Here is a 13,403-nt window from a genome sequence, read left to right on the forward strand (position 1 = left end):
TGCGTATAGCGAAGATTGGCGAGGACTATAGTTTACAGAAGTATACTTGTCAATTACACCAAAGTGGCTGTTTTTGGTATTAGAAACTTATTTTTACCCCTAAAGTGACATTTCTGCCTGGTTGCAGTACATCATCTTTAATAAATGAGTTGTGGTTACGGTATTTGCTGTTGAGTAGATTGTTACCTTTTAAATAGATTTGATAATCAGTTTGCGCTAGTTTGCCATGGTAAGTGAGGCTGGCATCCACTAGGTTATAGCCGCTGGTTTTGCTTTCATAGTGGGCGGTTTTGGTTTGTTTAAAGTTGTGGGAGTAACCTACTGAGCCATCCATGTTGTTGGTGATACTGGTATCTAGTCTTACCCCTAAACGAGCAGGGGACATACGGGGAATATCACCACCGCCATTTTTTAGTTTGCCCCGTACATAATCGCCAAAGAATGTGGTAGCTACACGATCTGTGAGTTGCAAGCGAATATCACCTTCTATCCCTGTTAATACAGCATCTTTTTGGGTGTAGGCAATTTCTCGATAGCCACCACCTATGTTATTACCTGTATCGGCTGCATAGATAAAGTCTTTAATTTGGTTACGATAAACACTAACTGTAAATTGGGTGTCGCCTGCATATTTACGTAGGGTTAGGTCAATATTGTGGGAGGTTTCTACATCGAGTTTGGCGTTACCTAGTTCTACGGTACGGCTAGCCGCGTGTGGGCCATAGGCATAGAGTTCTTCAACAGTAGGCAGACGTTGTGAGCGAGAGAGGGATAAGCCTAGTGAATAGTCGTCTATAAAGTTCCAAACAGTCCCTGCTGAGAAGGAGGTGCCATGATGGTTTTTATTGGGCTGTTGGTTGTTGGTGGTGATAGCTTGCCATTCATGGCGTACACCTAGTTCATAGCGCCAGTCGTTAATGGTGTATTCTTCTAATAGGAAAACGGCATGGTTTTTGGTGGTAGTGGAGGGAATGTAGGCTTCTTCACCTTTAACACTAAAGTTACGGTGGTAGGTTTGGCCACCAATTACCCCGCGCCAGCCCCAAAGTGGTTGGTGGGTAAGTTCGACGCGCATATCGTTGGTGTTGCCCTTAAATCGAGTGGCTACTTCGCCACCTTCTTTTTCATCGTGTTGGTAGTCGGTATGTGCGCCACTGAACTTGATAGCTTCAAAACCAGCAAAAGGGTCTTGGTATTCACCCCGTAAATCCCAACGACGTTGTACCATTTCAATATAAGGAACACCCTCTTCATCATGGTCATGACTATGACCACCGCCACCACCGTGACTACCGCAGTGCCATTGAGTACCGTGAGTATGACAATGGGCATGTTCATGGGCAAGTAGACCATAGCGGCTGTATTGTCTACTAAAAGAAGTACCTATATAGCCATTATCGGTAATCCAACTAATGCCTAAACTGCCATTATTGCTGTCGTTGTAAGAGCCTTTTTGTTTATGTTCATGGTCTGGTATACGGTATTCATCTTGGTTACGTTTTAATCCTTCAGCACGGATAGCTACATTACCTGTCCCAGCAGTAACACCTACTAGCCCTGTGCTTTCATTGGATACTTGATCCATACGGTATTCTGCGTCGCCTTCATAACCTTTAGCAGGTACATAGGTGGGGATTTTGCTATCGACTATATTGACTACACCACCAATGGCACCACCCCCATAGAGTAGGGTAGCTGGGCCTTTTAGTACTTCAATCTTTTTAGCGAACATAGGTTCGATAGCAACATTGTGATCTGCGCTGATGGTGGAGGCATCCATTACATCCATGCCATTGCTTAGCACTTTTACCCTTGCACCATCTAATCCTCTGATAACTGGGCGACTAGCGCCAGCACCAAAGCTACTAGAGCGTACACCTGATAAGTTGTTGAGTGTTTCACCTAGGGTGGCTTGTTTATTTAGGGTGAGTTTATCTCCCTCTAGTATTTCTGAGGGAGTGGTCATTTGTTGTTGGTTTTTGGCCAGTGGATCGGCTGAAATGGTGATGGCAGGTAAGGCAATATCGGCTAGTTGTTCAGCATCTTCAGCCAAGCTGAAATCAGCCATGATTAAACCAAATAATGTGTACGATAGTTTTGAGTAGTTGTATTTCATAGTCAATACTTATTTTGTAATGTTATAATGTAACAATTTAAAATGAAACGTTATAATATTACATTTTGAAATATTTGCAAGATGATAACTAATAAAAAAGTGGCTATTGGTAAATAGGGGGGTAGATAAAAGGTTTTTGCTAGTTTTTTAGAAAGTATAATACTGTATCTTAGTATATTTTATTGGATTGTTTTTATGGCACATACTCTTCGTGATAAGAAAAAATTGTTAACTCGTATTCGACGTATTAAAGGTCAGGTGCAGGCATTAGAAAATGCTTTGGAGCAACAACAAGAGTGCATTAATATTTTGCAGCAGATTGCGGCTATTAGAGGGGCGGTTAATGGGCTGATGTCGGAAGTTCTTGAGGGGCATATCAAAGAGCATTTAGGTGCAAAAGAGGCGTCTTTTGAGGAAAGGCAAGCAGATGTAGAGAAGGTGGTATCGATCTTAAGGTCTTATCTTAAATAAGCTGTCTCCAGTAGTAGCATTTATGGGAAGTGTTATTAAGGAAGATAATTAATCCAAATAGGTTTATGGTCTGAGCCTTGCCAGCTATAACTGCCTGTTGCCATTACTTTCTTAGGATTACGTACGAGTGCATGGTCAATTGATAGTAGTGCAGGTTGCCATGTTGGACGAGCTCTAGGGCTTGTTAAATGGATGTTAGCAGTTTGTATAAAGTCCTGAAATACAGGTGAAAAAGCAGTAATATTCATATCACCTAAAACAATAACGTTGTTTTTTTCCTGTTGTATTTGTTGTGCTAGTGTTTTTAGTAAGTGATTGCGATGTTGCACCAATGTTTCGTCAATAGGTGGTGGTGGATGAATACCGTAAACTACCAGACCATTTGCTAATTCCGCACGAATATAAGGATAGCTGTTATTATTGGCTGTATAAAATACTTCACAACGGGTGAGTGGTAATCGAGAATATAGAGCCATACCATAGGGGGAGTCACTGTATTCTGTGCAGTGTTGGGTTATGTTTGCTAGAGGTTGTAGTGCCTTTCCCCAAGCAGAGGAGGTTTCTGTGAGAAAAATAATATCACTGTTATGGTGGATTAGCCAGTTACTTTCTGCCTTTATATGGGTATTTGAAAAAAGTACGTTGTAGCTTAAAAAGCGAACTGGGGTAGTTTGTTCAGCGTTATTTGTATGGCTATTAGGCCAAGGAGTAATACACCAGTATAGAGCAGCCATTGCACAAATGGCAAAAAATAGCCGCAGTTTTTTATTTGTTATACAGATACAACCCAGCGCCATAAGAACTGTATAGTAAGGGACGAAGTGGGCAAATAATTCAAGTATCCAATATAACCTTCCAAGCTGACCTATAAGTAGGCAGGCCAGTGATAGCCACGCCATAATCTGTAGTCGCTTTTTAAGTAAAGACTTTAGGCGTGTTATTGTTATCATAAATTTATACATCCGTGTAATTACTTAAATTGAGTTATGAGTGTAGTTTGTTTTGCATTAGCTTTGCTAGTGCTTTATCGGTTGCTTTTTCGCTGTTTGTTAATCCTTGTATAACACCTTGTTGATTGTCTGCGGTTTTGTTTTGGCTTAGTTTACGTTTGCCTTCTATCTTGGTGATGGTTATTTTTACCCCAATAATGGCTTTTAGCATAGTTTGGATATAGTCTTGAGGTGCATCTTTTACTTGCCAAGGTTGCTGGCGGTTTTTTTCGTTGGCGTTAGTTAGTTTGGTGACAATGTCTAGTAGGGTATTAGGTTCTTCTATAAATTCAATAGTGCCATAGGTGTGTACGGCAATGTAGTTCCATGTAGGAACTTCTTTATGATGGATTTGTTTACTAGGGTACCAAGAGGGCGTGATATAGGCATCTGGCCCTGTAAAAATAGCGAGTGCTTCAGTATTGGTTAAAGATTGTTGCCATTGTGAGTTGGCTTTAGCAATGTGACCATAGAGTGTACCTTGTTTACCTTCTGTTTCTTCTAAGTAAAGGGGTAAGTAAGTGGCTATTAATCCTGAGGGATGTTGCGTTACTAGGTTGGCTGTTTGAATTTGCCGAATAGTGTTGAATAAGGATTGTTGGTCATTGTCTTGAAAGTGTTTTGGGATATACATGGAAGCACCTTATAGGTCTTTGCGTAATATATAGTCTGTTTGGTTATCATCACCTAGCAAAAAGCTATGTTCACCTGTTTTGTAGAAGTCATTTTTTTTGTAAAAGGCTAGTGCTTTGCTGTTATCTTTCCAAACACCCAACCAAATATAAGATTTTTGTTGCTCTTTGGCTAGTTCTATTGCTTTGTTGAGGAGTATCTGTCCTAAGTTTTGACCTTGAAAAGCTTGTAGTAGGTAGATTCTTTCTATTTCCATTGCTGTTGGGTCATCGTCTTCAGTTTGAGCTGTTTCTATATTCAGTTTTAAGTAACCAGCTATTTGGTTATTCATTTGTAGTAGGTAGAAAGATGAATGCGGATTGTTTAGTTGTTGTTTTAATGCTGTTTGGCTTAATACATTGGTTAGGTAGTCTTGAATATCTTGTTCTGTATTAACAGCTGCAAAAGTTTCATAAAAAGTTTGTTGAGCAACAGTTTGTAGAGCATTGATGTCTTCTACATTACATTTTTTGATAAGCATCGGCAATACCAGATGTGAAGGATTATTGTTTTATATAATTCTCATAGTAATAAATATTATTGCCTTTATCAACGTTCAGTTTTATAAAGTCTATTATTTTAAATAGTTTATTAATTTCAAATGATTAGGTTGGGTCTTTAGTTTTTTTATTAAGCTGAAGGTAGTTTGAGATAATTAATCTTTCGGATAATTAATGTGTTTTTGCTATATTACAGACCTTTATTTGTTTTATACTTAAGGTTTGGTTTTTAGCGATAGTTATTTTGCTATTGAAGTGGCAAAGGCGTTAGCTATGCTTAGTAACAGAGGCTTTTCAGAGAGGTTTTTTGTGAGTCAACTATTTACAGAACGTCTAAATTTGTTGCATGAGGCAGTACCTTTAAAACTACTTAATCAATGTCTACATGGTATTGAAAGAGAGAGTTTGCGGGTGACTTCAGAGGGTAAGTTAGCACAAACACCTCATCCTGTAGTACTAGGCTCTGCTTTAACTAATGAAAAAATTACTACAGATTATTCTGAGGCTTTATTGGAGTTTATTACGCCAGCAGAGCCTGACACAGCAAAGACAATTAAAGATTTAGCGGATACTCACGCATTTGTGGGGCAATCATTGCAAGATGAGTTATTGTGGAGTTCATCGATGCCTTGCCCATTACCTGATGAGAAGGATATTCCAATTGCTTATTTTGGTACTTCTTTAGCTGGGCAAGTACGTCATATTTATCGCCGTGGTCTTGCTGTACGTTATGGTAAAACCATGCAGTGTATTGCTGGGATTCATTATAATTTTTCTTTGCCTGAGGCATTATGGCCAATTCTGCAAGAATCTGAGGGAAATAAGCAGGATATATCGTTTTATCAGTCTGCACAGTATATTGCGTTAATCCGTAACTTTAGACGGTTTAGCTGGTTGTTAATGTATTTGTTTGGCGCTTCGCCCGCATTAGATGCTAGTTTTTTAGCGCATTATCCTAACCATAGGTTACAGCAGTTTGATAAAGATACGTTTTATTTACCTTATGCCACTAGTTTGCGGATGAGTGATTTAGGCTATCAGTCGAATGCTCAATCTGGGTTAACACCTTGTTATGATGATTTATCAACCTATATTGATAGTTTAAATAAGGCGATTAAAACGCCTTACCCTGCCTATGAGAAGATAGGTACTAAAAAGGATGGTGAATGGATTCAGTTAAATACTAATATCTTGCAGATAGAGAATGAGTATTATTCGAGTATTCGTCCTAAGCGTGTGGTGAAACGCAGTGAGCGTCCTATTCAAGCATTACGTCGTGCAGGTATTCAGTATGTGGAAGCGCGTTGTCTGGATATTAATCCATTTATGCCATTGGGTATTGATGAAACCACCAGTTATTTCTTAAATAGCTTCTTGCTGTATTGTGCTATTCAAGAAAGTCCTTTAATTGTTCAAACAGAATGTCGTTTAGCAACTGATAATTTCTTAACCACTGTGAAAGAGGGGCGTAAACCAGGCTTAATGTTACAGCGTGGCGATGAGTATATATCACTAACAGAGTGGGCTAAAGAGTTGTTAGCTGATATCACAAAAACAGCAGAGTTGCTTGATAAGGCATGTGGTACTGATAAGCATAGTTTATCGGTATTGGTACAGCAGGCTAAGGTGACAAATCCTAATTTATTGCCTTCTGCACAGGTGATGTTTGCTATGGAAGAACAGCAATTAAGTTTTGCGGAGTTTTCATTACAGCAAAGTAAAATTCATAGTGAAAACTTTAAGAAACAGTCTTTAGATGCAGCGGTTAAGCAACAGTATGTGGATTTGGCTAAGCAATCAATAGCTGAACAGGAAGCGTTGGAAAAAGAGAGTAGTCAAACGTTAGATGAGTATATTGCTGAATATATAAATAACGTTTAATAGTTGTGTGTCTGGATTAGTATAGCGAGGTTTGAGATGTCAATATTGGTAAATGCTTATTCTACGGTAACTAATCCGCCAGCTATTCATTTTCCTTGTGAGCGTTTAAATCAGCGTGGGTTGGATGATCCTGAGTTGATGGAACATCTTAATGGTTTTATAGGTTATGTGATGCAAGCAGGTGATGGGCAGATGAATGCGCGTCGTTATGCGTTGTATCGCCATATTCAAAGGGTTAAGCATCAGTTTAGTTTTGAAATTGAGGAAGATAAACTGAATGAGTTTGCGGCATGGGGTTGGCAGGCTAATGTAATCGTGTATATGCCTGATGGTACTATCCGTAATCCTAATGGGGTGGTTTTACAATATCCTGATGGTAATATTGATTTGGATGCAGATGTACCTTATCCAGCAGAAGCATTGCAGCGTAAAGCAAAATCTGAGCAGTATTTAGAGACATTGGGATTACATACGCCGATTAGTTTGCCACCTGTAGTAGCTGAGTCTGAGGTAGTATTAAGAACCCCTGACGAGGTAGCTAAACGTGCTTTGGCTGTGATGTTAACCTCTATTCAAGCTGAAAGTTTTCGAGATGATGAAGCTATTGACCCTATGGAGTTTGAAGAACGCTGTCCAATGGGGGTAGCAGCTTTATCAGATAATGAACGTGATTTTATTCATAGTAAGCAGCCAACAGAGCAGGATATAGTTAATATGTCTTGGCGCTATGAGGCTTTGTTGCCTTTGCAGTGGGCTATTAATTGGCAAGCGGAATTGCCTTTTGCTGATAGTGTTTGTGATGTTTCATCATTAGTAGAAAAAGGCATGCAATTTAGTGAACAGGGAATTACTACAGTGACCTTAAGGTCGGTCAGTGAGTTGTTGGATGCTTTAGATTTACATTATCGTTTGCATTGGATAGCACGAGATTTTCGAATTAAGGAGAAGCAACTGCCTGCTTCTATTATGGAGGGCGTTATTCAAGAGCGCCATCATGCTTTAAATTGGTTAACTTGTTTTGAAAACGCTGATTGGGATGATGTAGATACGCCTACTTGATATTTTTTATTTTGTCATACCATTGACATAATGTTTGTATTAAATTGATAGGTCCTTTTTAATTGGCTAGTTAGTCATGCCTTTATCCATCTTTTTTGTTTTATTATTTGCGGCTGCTTTGCATGCTACGTGGAACACTATTGTTAAGCAGGCAGATGATAAGCTGTTTACTGCGCTAATGGTTGCTTGTGTTGCTGGTGGTATAAGTGGTTGTGTATTACCATTTGTGCCATTGCCTGCTAAGGAGAGTTGGCCATTTTTAGGTAGTTCTGTATTGTTGCAGGTGGTGTATGTTGTCTTGGTAGCTAATGCTTATCGTATAGCAGATATTAGCCAGACCTATCCTATTATGCGTGGTAGTACACCGTTGTTAGTAGCAACTATTGGGACTTTATTTTTAGGTGAGCATTTATCACTTATAACATGGGTAGGTATTGGTTTAATTGGTAGTGGTATTGTAGGGATGTCTTTAGGGAAGTCAGTTAATTATCGTGGTTTGATGATTGCTTTATTGGTTGCTTTGTTACTGGCTTGTACTACTTTAATGGATAGCCGAGGGATTGGTTATGCAAGAACTACATTAGGTTATATTTTATGGCTATTTTTTTTAGCAGCAATTCCTATGTTTTTATGGATTGTTCTTTTTAAGCGCCTGCAGTTTTTGTGTTATTGGTATAAACATTATAAGTTGGTTTTGGTGGGTGGTGTAGGTAATGTGGGTTCTTATGGATTAGCATTGTGGGCCATGAATTTTGCGCCTGTCACCATCGTAGCAGCGTTGCGTGAAACTTCTATTTTATTCGCTATTGCGATTGCTGCCCTTTTTCTAAAAGAGAAAATTTCTTTGTTGCGTTGGTTGATGGTATTTGTCATTGTGATAGGTGTTGTAACATTAAGGTTGGCTAGTTGAATTATCATTTTGCCAGTTAATTAATGCATCAGTTTGGTCTGCACAGAGCGCAAGGTTTTTGCTGATTATAAGGGCACATTCATAAAGTTCACCATTGGTTTTTGGTTGGCAGTCTTTAATGGATAGACGTTCACAAGCTGTAATTACTGGAGGGGTAAGCCTTATAATTTGGCTTTCAGTGATAATTTGTTTATCAGTACAGGCTATCAGGAATAGGCTGATTAGCCCAGTTATAAATGGTTTTATCTTCATGTTGTTGCCTTTTGAACTGCTGGGTTAGTTGTTTTGCTTGCTGTTGTGTTGCTAAGCGTTTTTGCTCTAAATCGTTAATGTAATTTCTATTTTGTTGTGCTTGTTTCTCGAGTAGATCAATAGCTCCATTGAGATTTTTATTGACTTGTACCAGCTGATCTATTTGTTGTTCTGCTTGATTAAGTTCGTTACGTATTTTGTCACGCTGATTTTTGATTATGGATGTGTAGATGATAAGTAACAATAAGATGATGATTAAACCAATAATTGGGTAGTTGAGTAGCTTTTGCATTAGCAGCTCCGAGCGCTTGTTTGTTAGCCCTTGGTTATCAAGTAACTCAGAGTGTTATTATCAGAAAAATTGTGTGTTATTTATTTTGGTTTGAGTAAGAATAGTTACTGTAGAGAGCTATTCTAAAACACAATCAATAGTTATTAATCTTGCCAACTTCCTTTACCGCCAATACGTACAGCGTAATACATAAGGTTGGCTAGTAGGTAGTTAGTACCACATTCTCTTAGCGCATCATAAAAGATTTTATCTGCTTGTTTTCTACCAAAACGATTAGTTAGGTGGTTATAGATGTAGTCATGTATTACTGCTGGGCGACGTGTTCCAGAAGTACTTGGATTAACAATACGCCATGCAATGCGTGGAATACTTGCAAGATCAGTGGTAAAACCACTTGGTACATTAATAAGACCATATTTGGGATGGTCATAGGTTAGTGGTTCGGCTAGTTGCCATGTACCACTAGGAACTACTTTAAGGATTAAGTCATTTAAGAAAGGCATCAGATTTACCCCTAAGTTAACTAAGAAATGGTTAATATGATGGTTAGTTTAATAGTCTAGATAGGGATTAGATTGTTGCTGTAGCAAGAAAAAAAGGGTTTAAAAGAAAGGCAATCTAGTTGCTCTTGGGTGTGATTAGGCACGAATTGCGAAAAGTGTTTTTTGTGCAGATGCTTTATCACTTTTGATGATAAATGTATTTACTTGTTGGTTTTGGATAATAACAATATGGTATTGATCTTTATTTGAACCAATATTTTCATAGAAATAAATTTCTTTATTACCTTGTTGGTATTTGGTGACTAATGTGTTGTTATTTATATTTAGAGTATCAAAAAATTGTTTCTCTTCTTCTGCTAATAAATTTGTGTCCATTAGTTTATAAAGAACTTTAATAAAGTCTACAGTAGTTAAACCTCTACTTTCTAGCTCCTCTAATATATCTTTATAAGCCATGTTGTTTTTTGAAATATGTTGTGCTGTAAGGTGTTTTTTTGCATTTACATAGAGTAATAGACTAACGTATTGATCACTGGTAATTGTGACAGGTGTACTATTTATAGCAGTAATAATGTCATGAAAAATAATGTTATGGCCTTTTGATATAGGTTTGTAGTTAAAAACACCTTGTCTAACAATGGGTAAGTTATTAGTTTGGATATTTTGTTGTTGGTAAATTTGTTTAAGATTATTTAAAGATTGTTGAAGCGTTGTTAATGTATTCATATTTTCCCTTAAAGTTTTAGTGATTAAAAAGGCTAACAATTGTTAGCCTTAAAAATTAAAAGTAATTTTTATAAATAATGGATATTGGTTATTTCATAAATAGGTTGACTCTAAAACCACTTCCTACATATTTTCAAGACTCTTTGCCTTTTTGGTTAAAGTGTTCTTCTGAGTCTGTTTGAGGATTACCCATGCGATCAAAGCTATATGCTACAGGATAATCTCCCATTGCGAATACAGGATGTTCTACTGGTGGCATATGGCTAATGTATTGCCAACCCTATTCGCCTAGTGCATCTAATTCTTCTTGTAAGCGTGGACCAATATCAGTATGTACAGACGATACAAATTGTGTTACTGGGCCATAAATCTCCATATTTCTTCAAGTTTAAGAAGACTATCGAGTAATTCTGGTGTCATTTTAAAAGTAGTTAAGTTATTTTTCTTTTTACTAAAGCAAGAAAAATTAATTTTTAGCAAGTTCAATAGCTCGCTCAATAAGCTCTGTGCTGTAGTAATGATAATAGAGATTACCATTTTCTACTGCAGTAATGGCTCGCACTAATTCTATGAGTACTGAATTACTGAGGTTTATTGTTTGCTTTGGTAAGACACCTAGTGTTGTACAAACACGCATAATGTAGCCTTGAGTGTTATTTTCATTAGGTGGGGCGTAGCGATGGATGATTGATTCCACTGTATTTAATCCGTATTTATCTCGATAGGTGAACATAATCTTCACCATCGCACGCAGCCCATGAATTGAATCTTTAAACTGACAAAATGATTTGTCAGTACGTTTGTCTTGGGGAACTAATCCTTGCCAGTTACTACCCCAGCGAATATTGCCAGGGTTGTTATTTCTAATACCTCTAGGTAGGCTCATTGGTCATCCATCCTTTTATTAATCGTTTTTAAAATAAAATTTCTGAGCGCTGTTACACCAATAAAGCCAATGGCACCACCAATGGTGATAGCAGCACTATCAGGAAGACTAAATATTTCAATTAAACTAGTAATACATAGTGATAAGGCACCACAAATAAGTGCTTCCAGCATCACTCTGGTAGGTTTAGTATTTTTATCATCATAGAGAACACGTAGCATGGCGATTATGGAGGCCATAATCGCACCCTGCAATGTAGTGCTTTCAGTCATGGCTATGCACAGTATCTGTAAGAATGATGGGTCTTTGTTTGGCATGTTGTGTTTCCTGTTTAGTAGATTGGGTGTAATAGTTAACTTGTTTACAACGATTACACTTAATTTCTACTTCTGAATAATCACTAATTTTGGCTAATAATTTGTGACATTTTTTACAACGAAATTCCTTTAGCATCGTTTTTTCCCAAGACTTTTAGAAGTTGTTTGAGAAACTATTATGCTAGTAGAGAAGGGAGAATTCTTTTTGTTTGAGCATAAGAATTTGAGCATAAAAAAAGGCACATTGTTATGTGCCTTTAGTGAGTATATGTATTATATTTTTTTACTAGGTAAAGTAGCCCGTGGTGAGGAACGCGAGCCTGACCGGTGATTAGGTGGCCTATGCATATTGCTGTTATTGTTAGGTTTTGTTGGAGTAACGTTATTATTATTTTTACCAATAGGAGCAGAGGGTAATGTAACATTTTGGTTTTTATTAGGTGGACGTTGGTGGTCGTGGTGTGGTGGACGATGATAGTTATTACCATAATAATAGTTAGGGTAGTAATTATTACGATAATTATAACCATAACTATAACCAGCATTATAATTGTTATTTGTTTGGTTTGAGTTACTTGCAACAGTATAGCTAAAGTTATAGTTATGCACAGGGGTATTAGTTGTCTCTGTAGATTTTTGAGCAGCAGCAATTACTTTTTCCTGAGCAATTAGTTTTTCTTCTTCTGAAAGATTAGCGTGGCAACGAACAACTTTTTTATTGTTATTATTTAAGTATTCGGTACAAAAGCCAAAATTTGTATCTTTTGTTTGTACATGAATGATTTTTTCGTTATTGCTCCCACAACCATCTTCTGTATTTGTAAAACAAGGACTGCTATAGGCTATGCTGATTGGCATAGCAACAAGGGCAATGGTAAATGTTAATTTCTGTAATTGATTCATTTTATTTACCCCCAAAAAATGGGTTATATATGTCATTTTAATTTTAAAGTATTTTTTTAGGATAATAAATACTTTAGCTAGGAAAGCAAACATATGTTTGATCTGGTCTTTTTTTTCATATACTTTATTTAGGTTTCCTCTAATTTAAACCATAAAATGGTACATTTGTTGTATAGCGATGTTTAAGGTTTTTAAGGACTAAGACCTCCACTATTTATTAGATTTTTTTCCTATCTTTGCACTAGGTAAAGTTACATTTTGATTTTTAGGGCGATAGTCTTGGTAATAATTATCATCCTGAAAACGATCAGGATAATAGTATATATAGGTATCGCCTCCAGAATAATTATAATTATTTCCAGAATAGTTATCACTTCTAGAGTAATTACTGCTAGAAGATGCTGGCACAGAAGTATAAGTGGTTCCTTGTACTGCTCTAATATATGAATTAGTATTCCCTGTTGCTCTATTAAGTTGTAAGTTTGAAGCAGTAGAGTAGCAATACATATTACGTTTTTTGTTTTCGTCAAAATACTCTATACAAAAACCATTATTTGAGTTTTTTGTTGTGATATTAATAACTGGTTGTTCAGTATTGCCACAAGTACCTATATCTGTATAACAAGAATTGCTATAACTCATAGTTATACTACTACAAATAAGGGTAGTAATTAGTATTATCTTTTTTATGTTATCCATTTTATTTTCTCCCCTATAGCATACCCATTTTCAGTATTCGCTATTTAAGTTTTTTTAAAATAATAAACATATTATAGTAAGTAAGCAAACATGCGTTTGAATAATATTTGTTTGAATATCTTTATACATTTGATTATTAAGGAATTATTGATGTATGTTTGTTACAAACAGAAATATATTTTTATAAGATGAGAAATAGATACCTTCAGTAAAAGTATTCTAATTAG

The 13,403-nt window shown here is 36.8% G+C and carries 18 protein-coding genes; 4 read left to right on the plus strand and 14 right to left on the minus strand.

What is annotated here, in order from left to right; genetic code table 11:
• Nucleotides 1-79: 79 nt before the first annotated feature.
• A complete protein-coding gene (locus tag ACQVD9_RS06475) occupies nt 80-2,068 on the minus strand; it encodes a TonB-dependent receptor (RefSeq protein WP_264745238.1) in 1,989 nt (662 codons plus the stop codon).
• A gap of 243 nt (nt 2,069-2,311) precedes the next feature.
• Between ACQVD9_RS06475 and ACQVD9_RS06480 the strand changes: the two genes are divergently transcribed.
• Nucleotides 2,312-2,587, plus strand: a complete 276-nt coding sequence (locus tag ACQVD9_RS06480) for a metal/formaldehyde-sensitive transcriptional repressor (RefSeq protein WP_264745239.1) — start codon at nt 2,312-2,314, stop codon at nt 2,585-2,587.
• A 35-nt stretch (nt 2,588-2,622) separates the two neighbouring features.
• Here ACQVD9_RS06480 and ACQVD9_RS06485 read toward each other — a convergent pair whose 3' ends face one another.
• From ACQVD9_RS06485 to ACQVD9_RS06495, 3 genes are read right to left on the minus strand one after another with little or no spacing between them, the layout of a single operon-like run.
• Nucleotides 2,623-3,537, minus strand: coding sequence for an endonuclease/exonuclease/phosphatase family protein (locus ACQVD9_RS06485; RefSeq protein WP_264745240.1), 915 nt, complete (start codon nt 3,535-3,537; stop codon nt 2,623-2,625).
• A 34-nt stretch (nt 3,538-3,571) separates the two neighbouring features.
• Entirely contained in the window at nt 3,572-4,210 is a 639-nt protein-coding gene (locus ACQVD9_RS06490; protein WP_264745241.1) for an FMN-binding negative transcriptional regulator, read from the minus strand.
• 9 nt (nt 4,211-4,219) lie between these two features.
• Nucleotides 4,220-4,729: a GNAT family N-acetyltransferase gene (locus ACQVD9_RS06495; protein ID WP_264745242.1), complete on the minus strand. Its 510-nt coding sequence runs from the start codon at nt 4,727-4,729 to the stop codon at nt 4,220-4,222.
• Nucleotides 4,730-5,057: 328 nt separating this feature from the next.
• On the opposite strand from ACQVD9_RS06495, the gene gshA reads away from it, so the two are divergent.
• From gshA to ACQVD9_RS06510, 3 genes are all read left to right on the plus strand, one after another.
• On the plus strand, nt 5,058-6,629 hold the full coding sequence (gshA, locus tag ACQVD9_RS06500; RefSeq protein WP_319804728.1) for a glutamate--cysteine ligase: 1,572 nt from the start codon (nt 5,058-5,060) through the stop codon (nt 6,627-6,629).
• 36 nt (nt 6,630-6,665) lie between these two features.
• The gene (locus ACQVD9_RS06505; protein ID WP_264745244.1) at nt 6,666-7,688 is read left to right on the plus strand and encodes a DUF4272 domain-containing protein; all 1,023 of its coding nucleotides are present in this window, start codon (nt 6,666-6,668) and stop codon (nt 7,686-7,688) included.
• A gap of 76 nt (nt 7,689-7,764) precedes the next feature.
• The gene (locus tag ACQVD9_RS06510) at nt 7,765-8,598 is read left to right on the plus strand and encodes a DMT family transporter (RefSeq protein ID WP_264745245.1); all 834 of its coding nucleotides are present in this window, start codon (nt 7,765-7,767) and stop codon (nt 8,596-8,598) included.
• On the opposite strand, the gene lysC is transcribed toward ACQVD9_RS06510, so the two are convergent.
• The 10 genes from lysC to ACQVD9_RS06560 form a co-directional block, all read right to left on the minus strand.
• Entirely contained in the window at nt 8,581-8,850 is a 270-nt protein-coding gene (lysC, locus tag ACQVD9_RS06515; protein WP_413774142.1) for an Rz1-like lysis system protein LysC, read from the minus strand. The two genes, ACQVD9_RS06510 and lysC, sit on opposite strands and share 18 nt — an antisense overlap.
• Nucleotides 8,792-9,142: a hypothetical protein gene (locus ACQVD9_RS06520; RefSeq protein WP_264745246.1), complete on the minus strand. Its 351-nt coding sequence runs from the start codon at nt 9,140-9,142 to the stop codon at nt 8,792-8,794. Before ACQVD9_RS06520 ends, lysC begins: the two co-directional genes overlap by 59 nt.
• Nucleotides 9,143-9,285: 143 nt before the next feature.
• Nucleotides 9,286-9,645 carry a DUF1353 domain-containing protein gene (locus tag ACQVD9_RS06525; RefSeq protein ID WP_264745247.1) on the minus strand — a complete coding sequence of 120 codons (360 nt, stop codon included), beginning with the start codon at nt 9,643-9,645 and terminating at the stop codon, nt 9,286-9,288.
• A 135-nt stretch (nt 9,646-9,780) separates the two neighbouring features.
• Complete coding sequence (locus ACQVD9_RS06530; protein WP_264745248.1) at nt 9,781-10,371, minus strand: hypothetical protein; 591 nt, start codon at nt 10,369-10,371, stop codon at nt 9,781-9,783.
• 133 nt (nt 10,372-10,504) lie between these two features.
• Nucleotides 10,505-10,630 carry a hypothetical protein gene (locus ACQVD9_RS06535; RefSeq protein ID WP_264745249.1) on the minus strand — a complete coding sequence of 42 codons (126 nt, stop codon included), beginning with the start codon at nt 10,628-10,630 and terminating at the stop codon, nt 10,505-10,507.
• 207 nt (nt 10,631-10,837) lie between these two features.
• Complete coding sequence (locus ACQVD9_RS06540; protein ID WP_264745250.1) at nt 10,838-11,257, minus strand: structural protein; 420 nt, start codon at nt 11,255-11,257, stop codon at nt 10,838-10,840.
• Nucleotides 11,254-11,574, minus strand: coding sequence for a phage holin, lambda family (locus ACQVD9_RS06545; protein WP_264745251.1), 321 nt, complete (start codon nt 11,572-11,574; stop codon nt 11,254-11,256). Before ACQVD9_RS06545 ends, ACQVD9_RS06540 begins: the two co-directional genes overlap by 4 nt.
• Nucleotides 11,522-11,710, minus strand: a complete 189-nt coding sequence (locus ACQVD9_RS06550) for a Com family DNA-binding transcriptional regulator (protein ID WP_264745252.1) — start codon at nt 11,708-11,710, stop codon at nt 11,522-11,524. The genes ACQVD9_RS06545 and ACQVD9_RS06550 overlap by 53 nt, the downstream gene beginning before the upstream one ends.
• A 137-nt stretch (nt 11,711-11,847) precedes the next feature.
• Nucleotides 11,848-12,477 (minus strand): hypothetical protein, encoded by a 630-nt coding sequence (locus ACQVD9_RS06555; protein ID WP_264745253.1) that lies wholly within the window; start codon nt 12,475-12,477, stop codon nt 11,848-11,850.
• A 210-nt stretch (nt 12,478-12,687) separates the two neighbouring features.
• Nucleotides 12,688-13,119: a hypothetical protein gene (locus ACQVD9_RS06560; protein WP_264745254.1), complete on the minus strand. Its 432-nt coding sequence runs from the start codon at nt 13,117-13,119 to the stop codon at nt 12,688-12,690.
• Nucleotides 13,120-13,403 lie beyond the last annotated feature (284 nt).

Source organism: Entomomonas sp. E7T21, from assembly GCF_058693955.1.

Bases quoted from the DNA above. Each gene is read 5' to 3' on its own strand.
- ACQVD9_RS06475 (WP_264745238.1), bottom strand. From the start codon at position 2,068: ATGGCTGATTTCAGCTTGGCTGAAGATGCTGAACAACTAGCCGATATT.
- ACQVD9_RS06480 (WP_264745239.1), top strand. From the start codon at position 2,312: ATGGCACATACTCTTCGTGATAAGAAAAAATTGTTAACTCGTATTCGA.
- ACQVD9_RS06485 (WP_264745240.1), bottom strand. From the start codon at position 3,537: ATGATAACAATAACACGCCTAAAGTCTTTACTTAAAAAGCGACTACAG.
- ACQVD9_RS06490 (WP_264745241.1), bottom strand. From the start codon at position 4,210: ATGTATATCCCAAAACACTTTCAAGACAATGACCAACAATCCTTATTC.
- ACQVD9_RS06495 (WP_264745242.1), bottom strand. From the start codon at position 4,729: ATGCTTATCAAAAAATGTAATGTAGAAGACATCAATGCTCTACAAACT.
- ACQVD9_RS06505 (WP_264745244.1), top strand. From the start codon at position 6,666: ATGTCAATATTGGTAAATGCTTATTCTACGGTAACTAATCCGCCAGCT.
- ACQVD9_RS06510 (WP_264745245.1), top strand. From the start codon at position 7,765: ATGCCTTTATCCATCTTTTTTGTTTTATTATTTGCGGCTGCTTTGCAT.
- lysC (WP_413774142.1), bottom strand. From the start codon at position 8,850: ATGAAGATAAAACCATTTATAACTGGGCTAATCAGCCTATTCCTGATA.
- ACQVD9_RS06520 (WP_264745246.1), bottom strand. From the start codon at position 9,142: ATGCAAAAGCTACTCAACTACCCAATTATTGGTTTAATCATCATCTTA.
- ACQVD9_RS06525 (WP_264745247.1), bottom strand. From the start codon at position 9,645: ATGCCTTTCTTAAATGACTTAATCCTTAAAGTAGTTCCTAGTGGTACA.
- ACQVD9_RS06530 (WP_264745248.1), bottom strand. From the start codon at position 10,371: ATGAATACATTAACAACGCTTCAACAATCTTTAAATAATCTTAAACAA.
- ACQVD9_RS06535 (WP_264745249.1), bottom strand. From the start codon at position 10,630: ATGCCACCAGTAGAACATCCTGTATTCGCAATGGGAGATTATCCTGTA.
- ACQVD9_RS06540 (WP_264745250.1), bottom strand. From the start codon at position 11,257: ATGAGCCTACCTAGAGGTATTAGAAATAACAACCCTGGCAATATTCGC.
- ACQVD9_RS06545 (WP_264745251.1), bottom strand. From the start codon at position 11,574: ATGCCAAACAAAGACCCATCATTCTTACAGATACTGTGCATAGCCATG.
- ACQVD9_RS06550 (WP_264745252.1), bottom strand. From the start codon at position 11,710: ATGCTAAAGGAATTTCGTTGTAAAAAATGTCACAAATTATTAGCCAAA.
- ACQVD9_RS06555 (WP_264745253.1), bottom strand. From the start codon at position 12,477: ATGAATCAATTACAGAAATTAACATTTACCATTGCCCTTGTTGCTATG.
- ACQVD9_RS06560 (WP_264745254.1), bottom strand. From the start codon at position 13,119: ATGAGTTATAGCAATTCTTGTTATACAGATATAGGTACTTGTGGCAAT.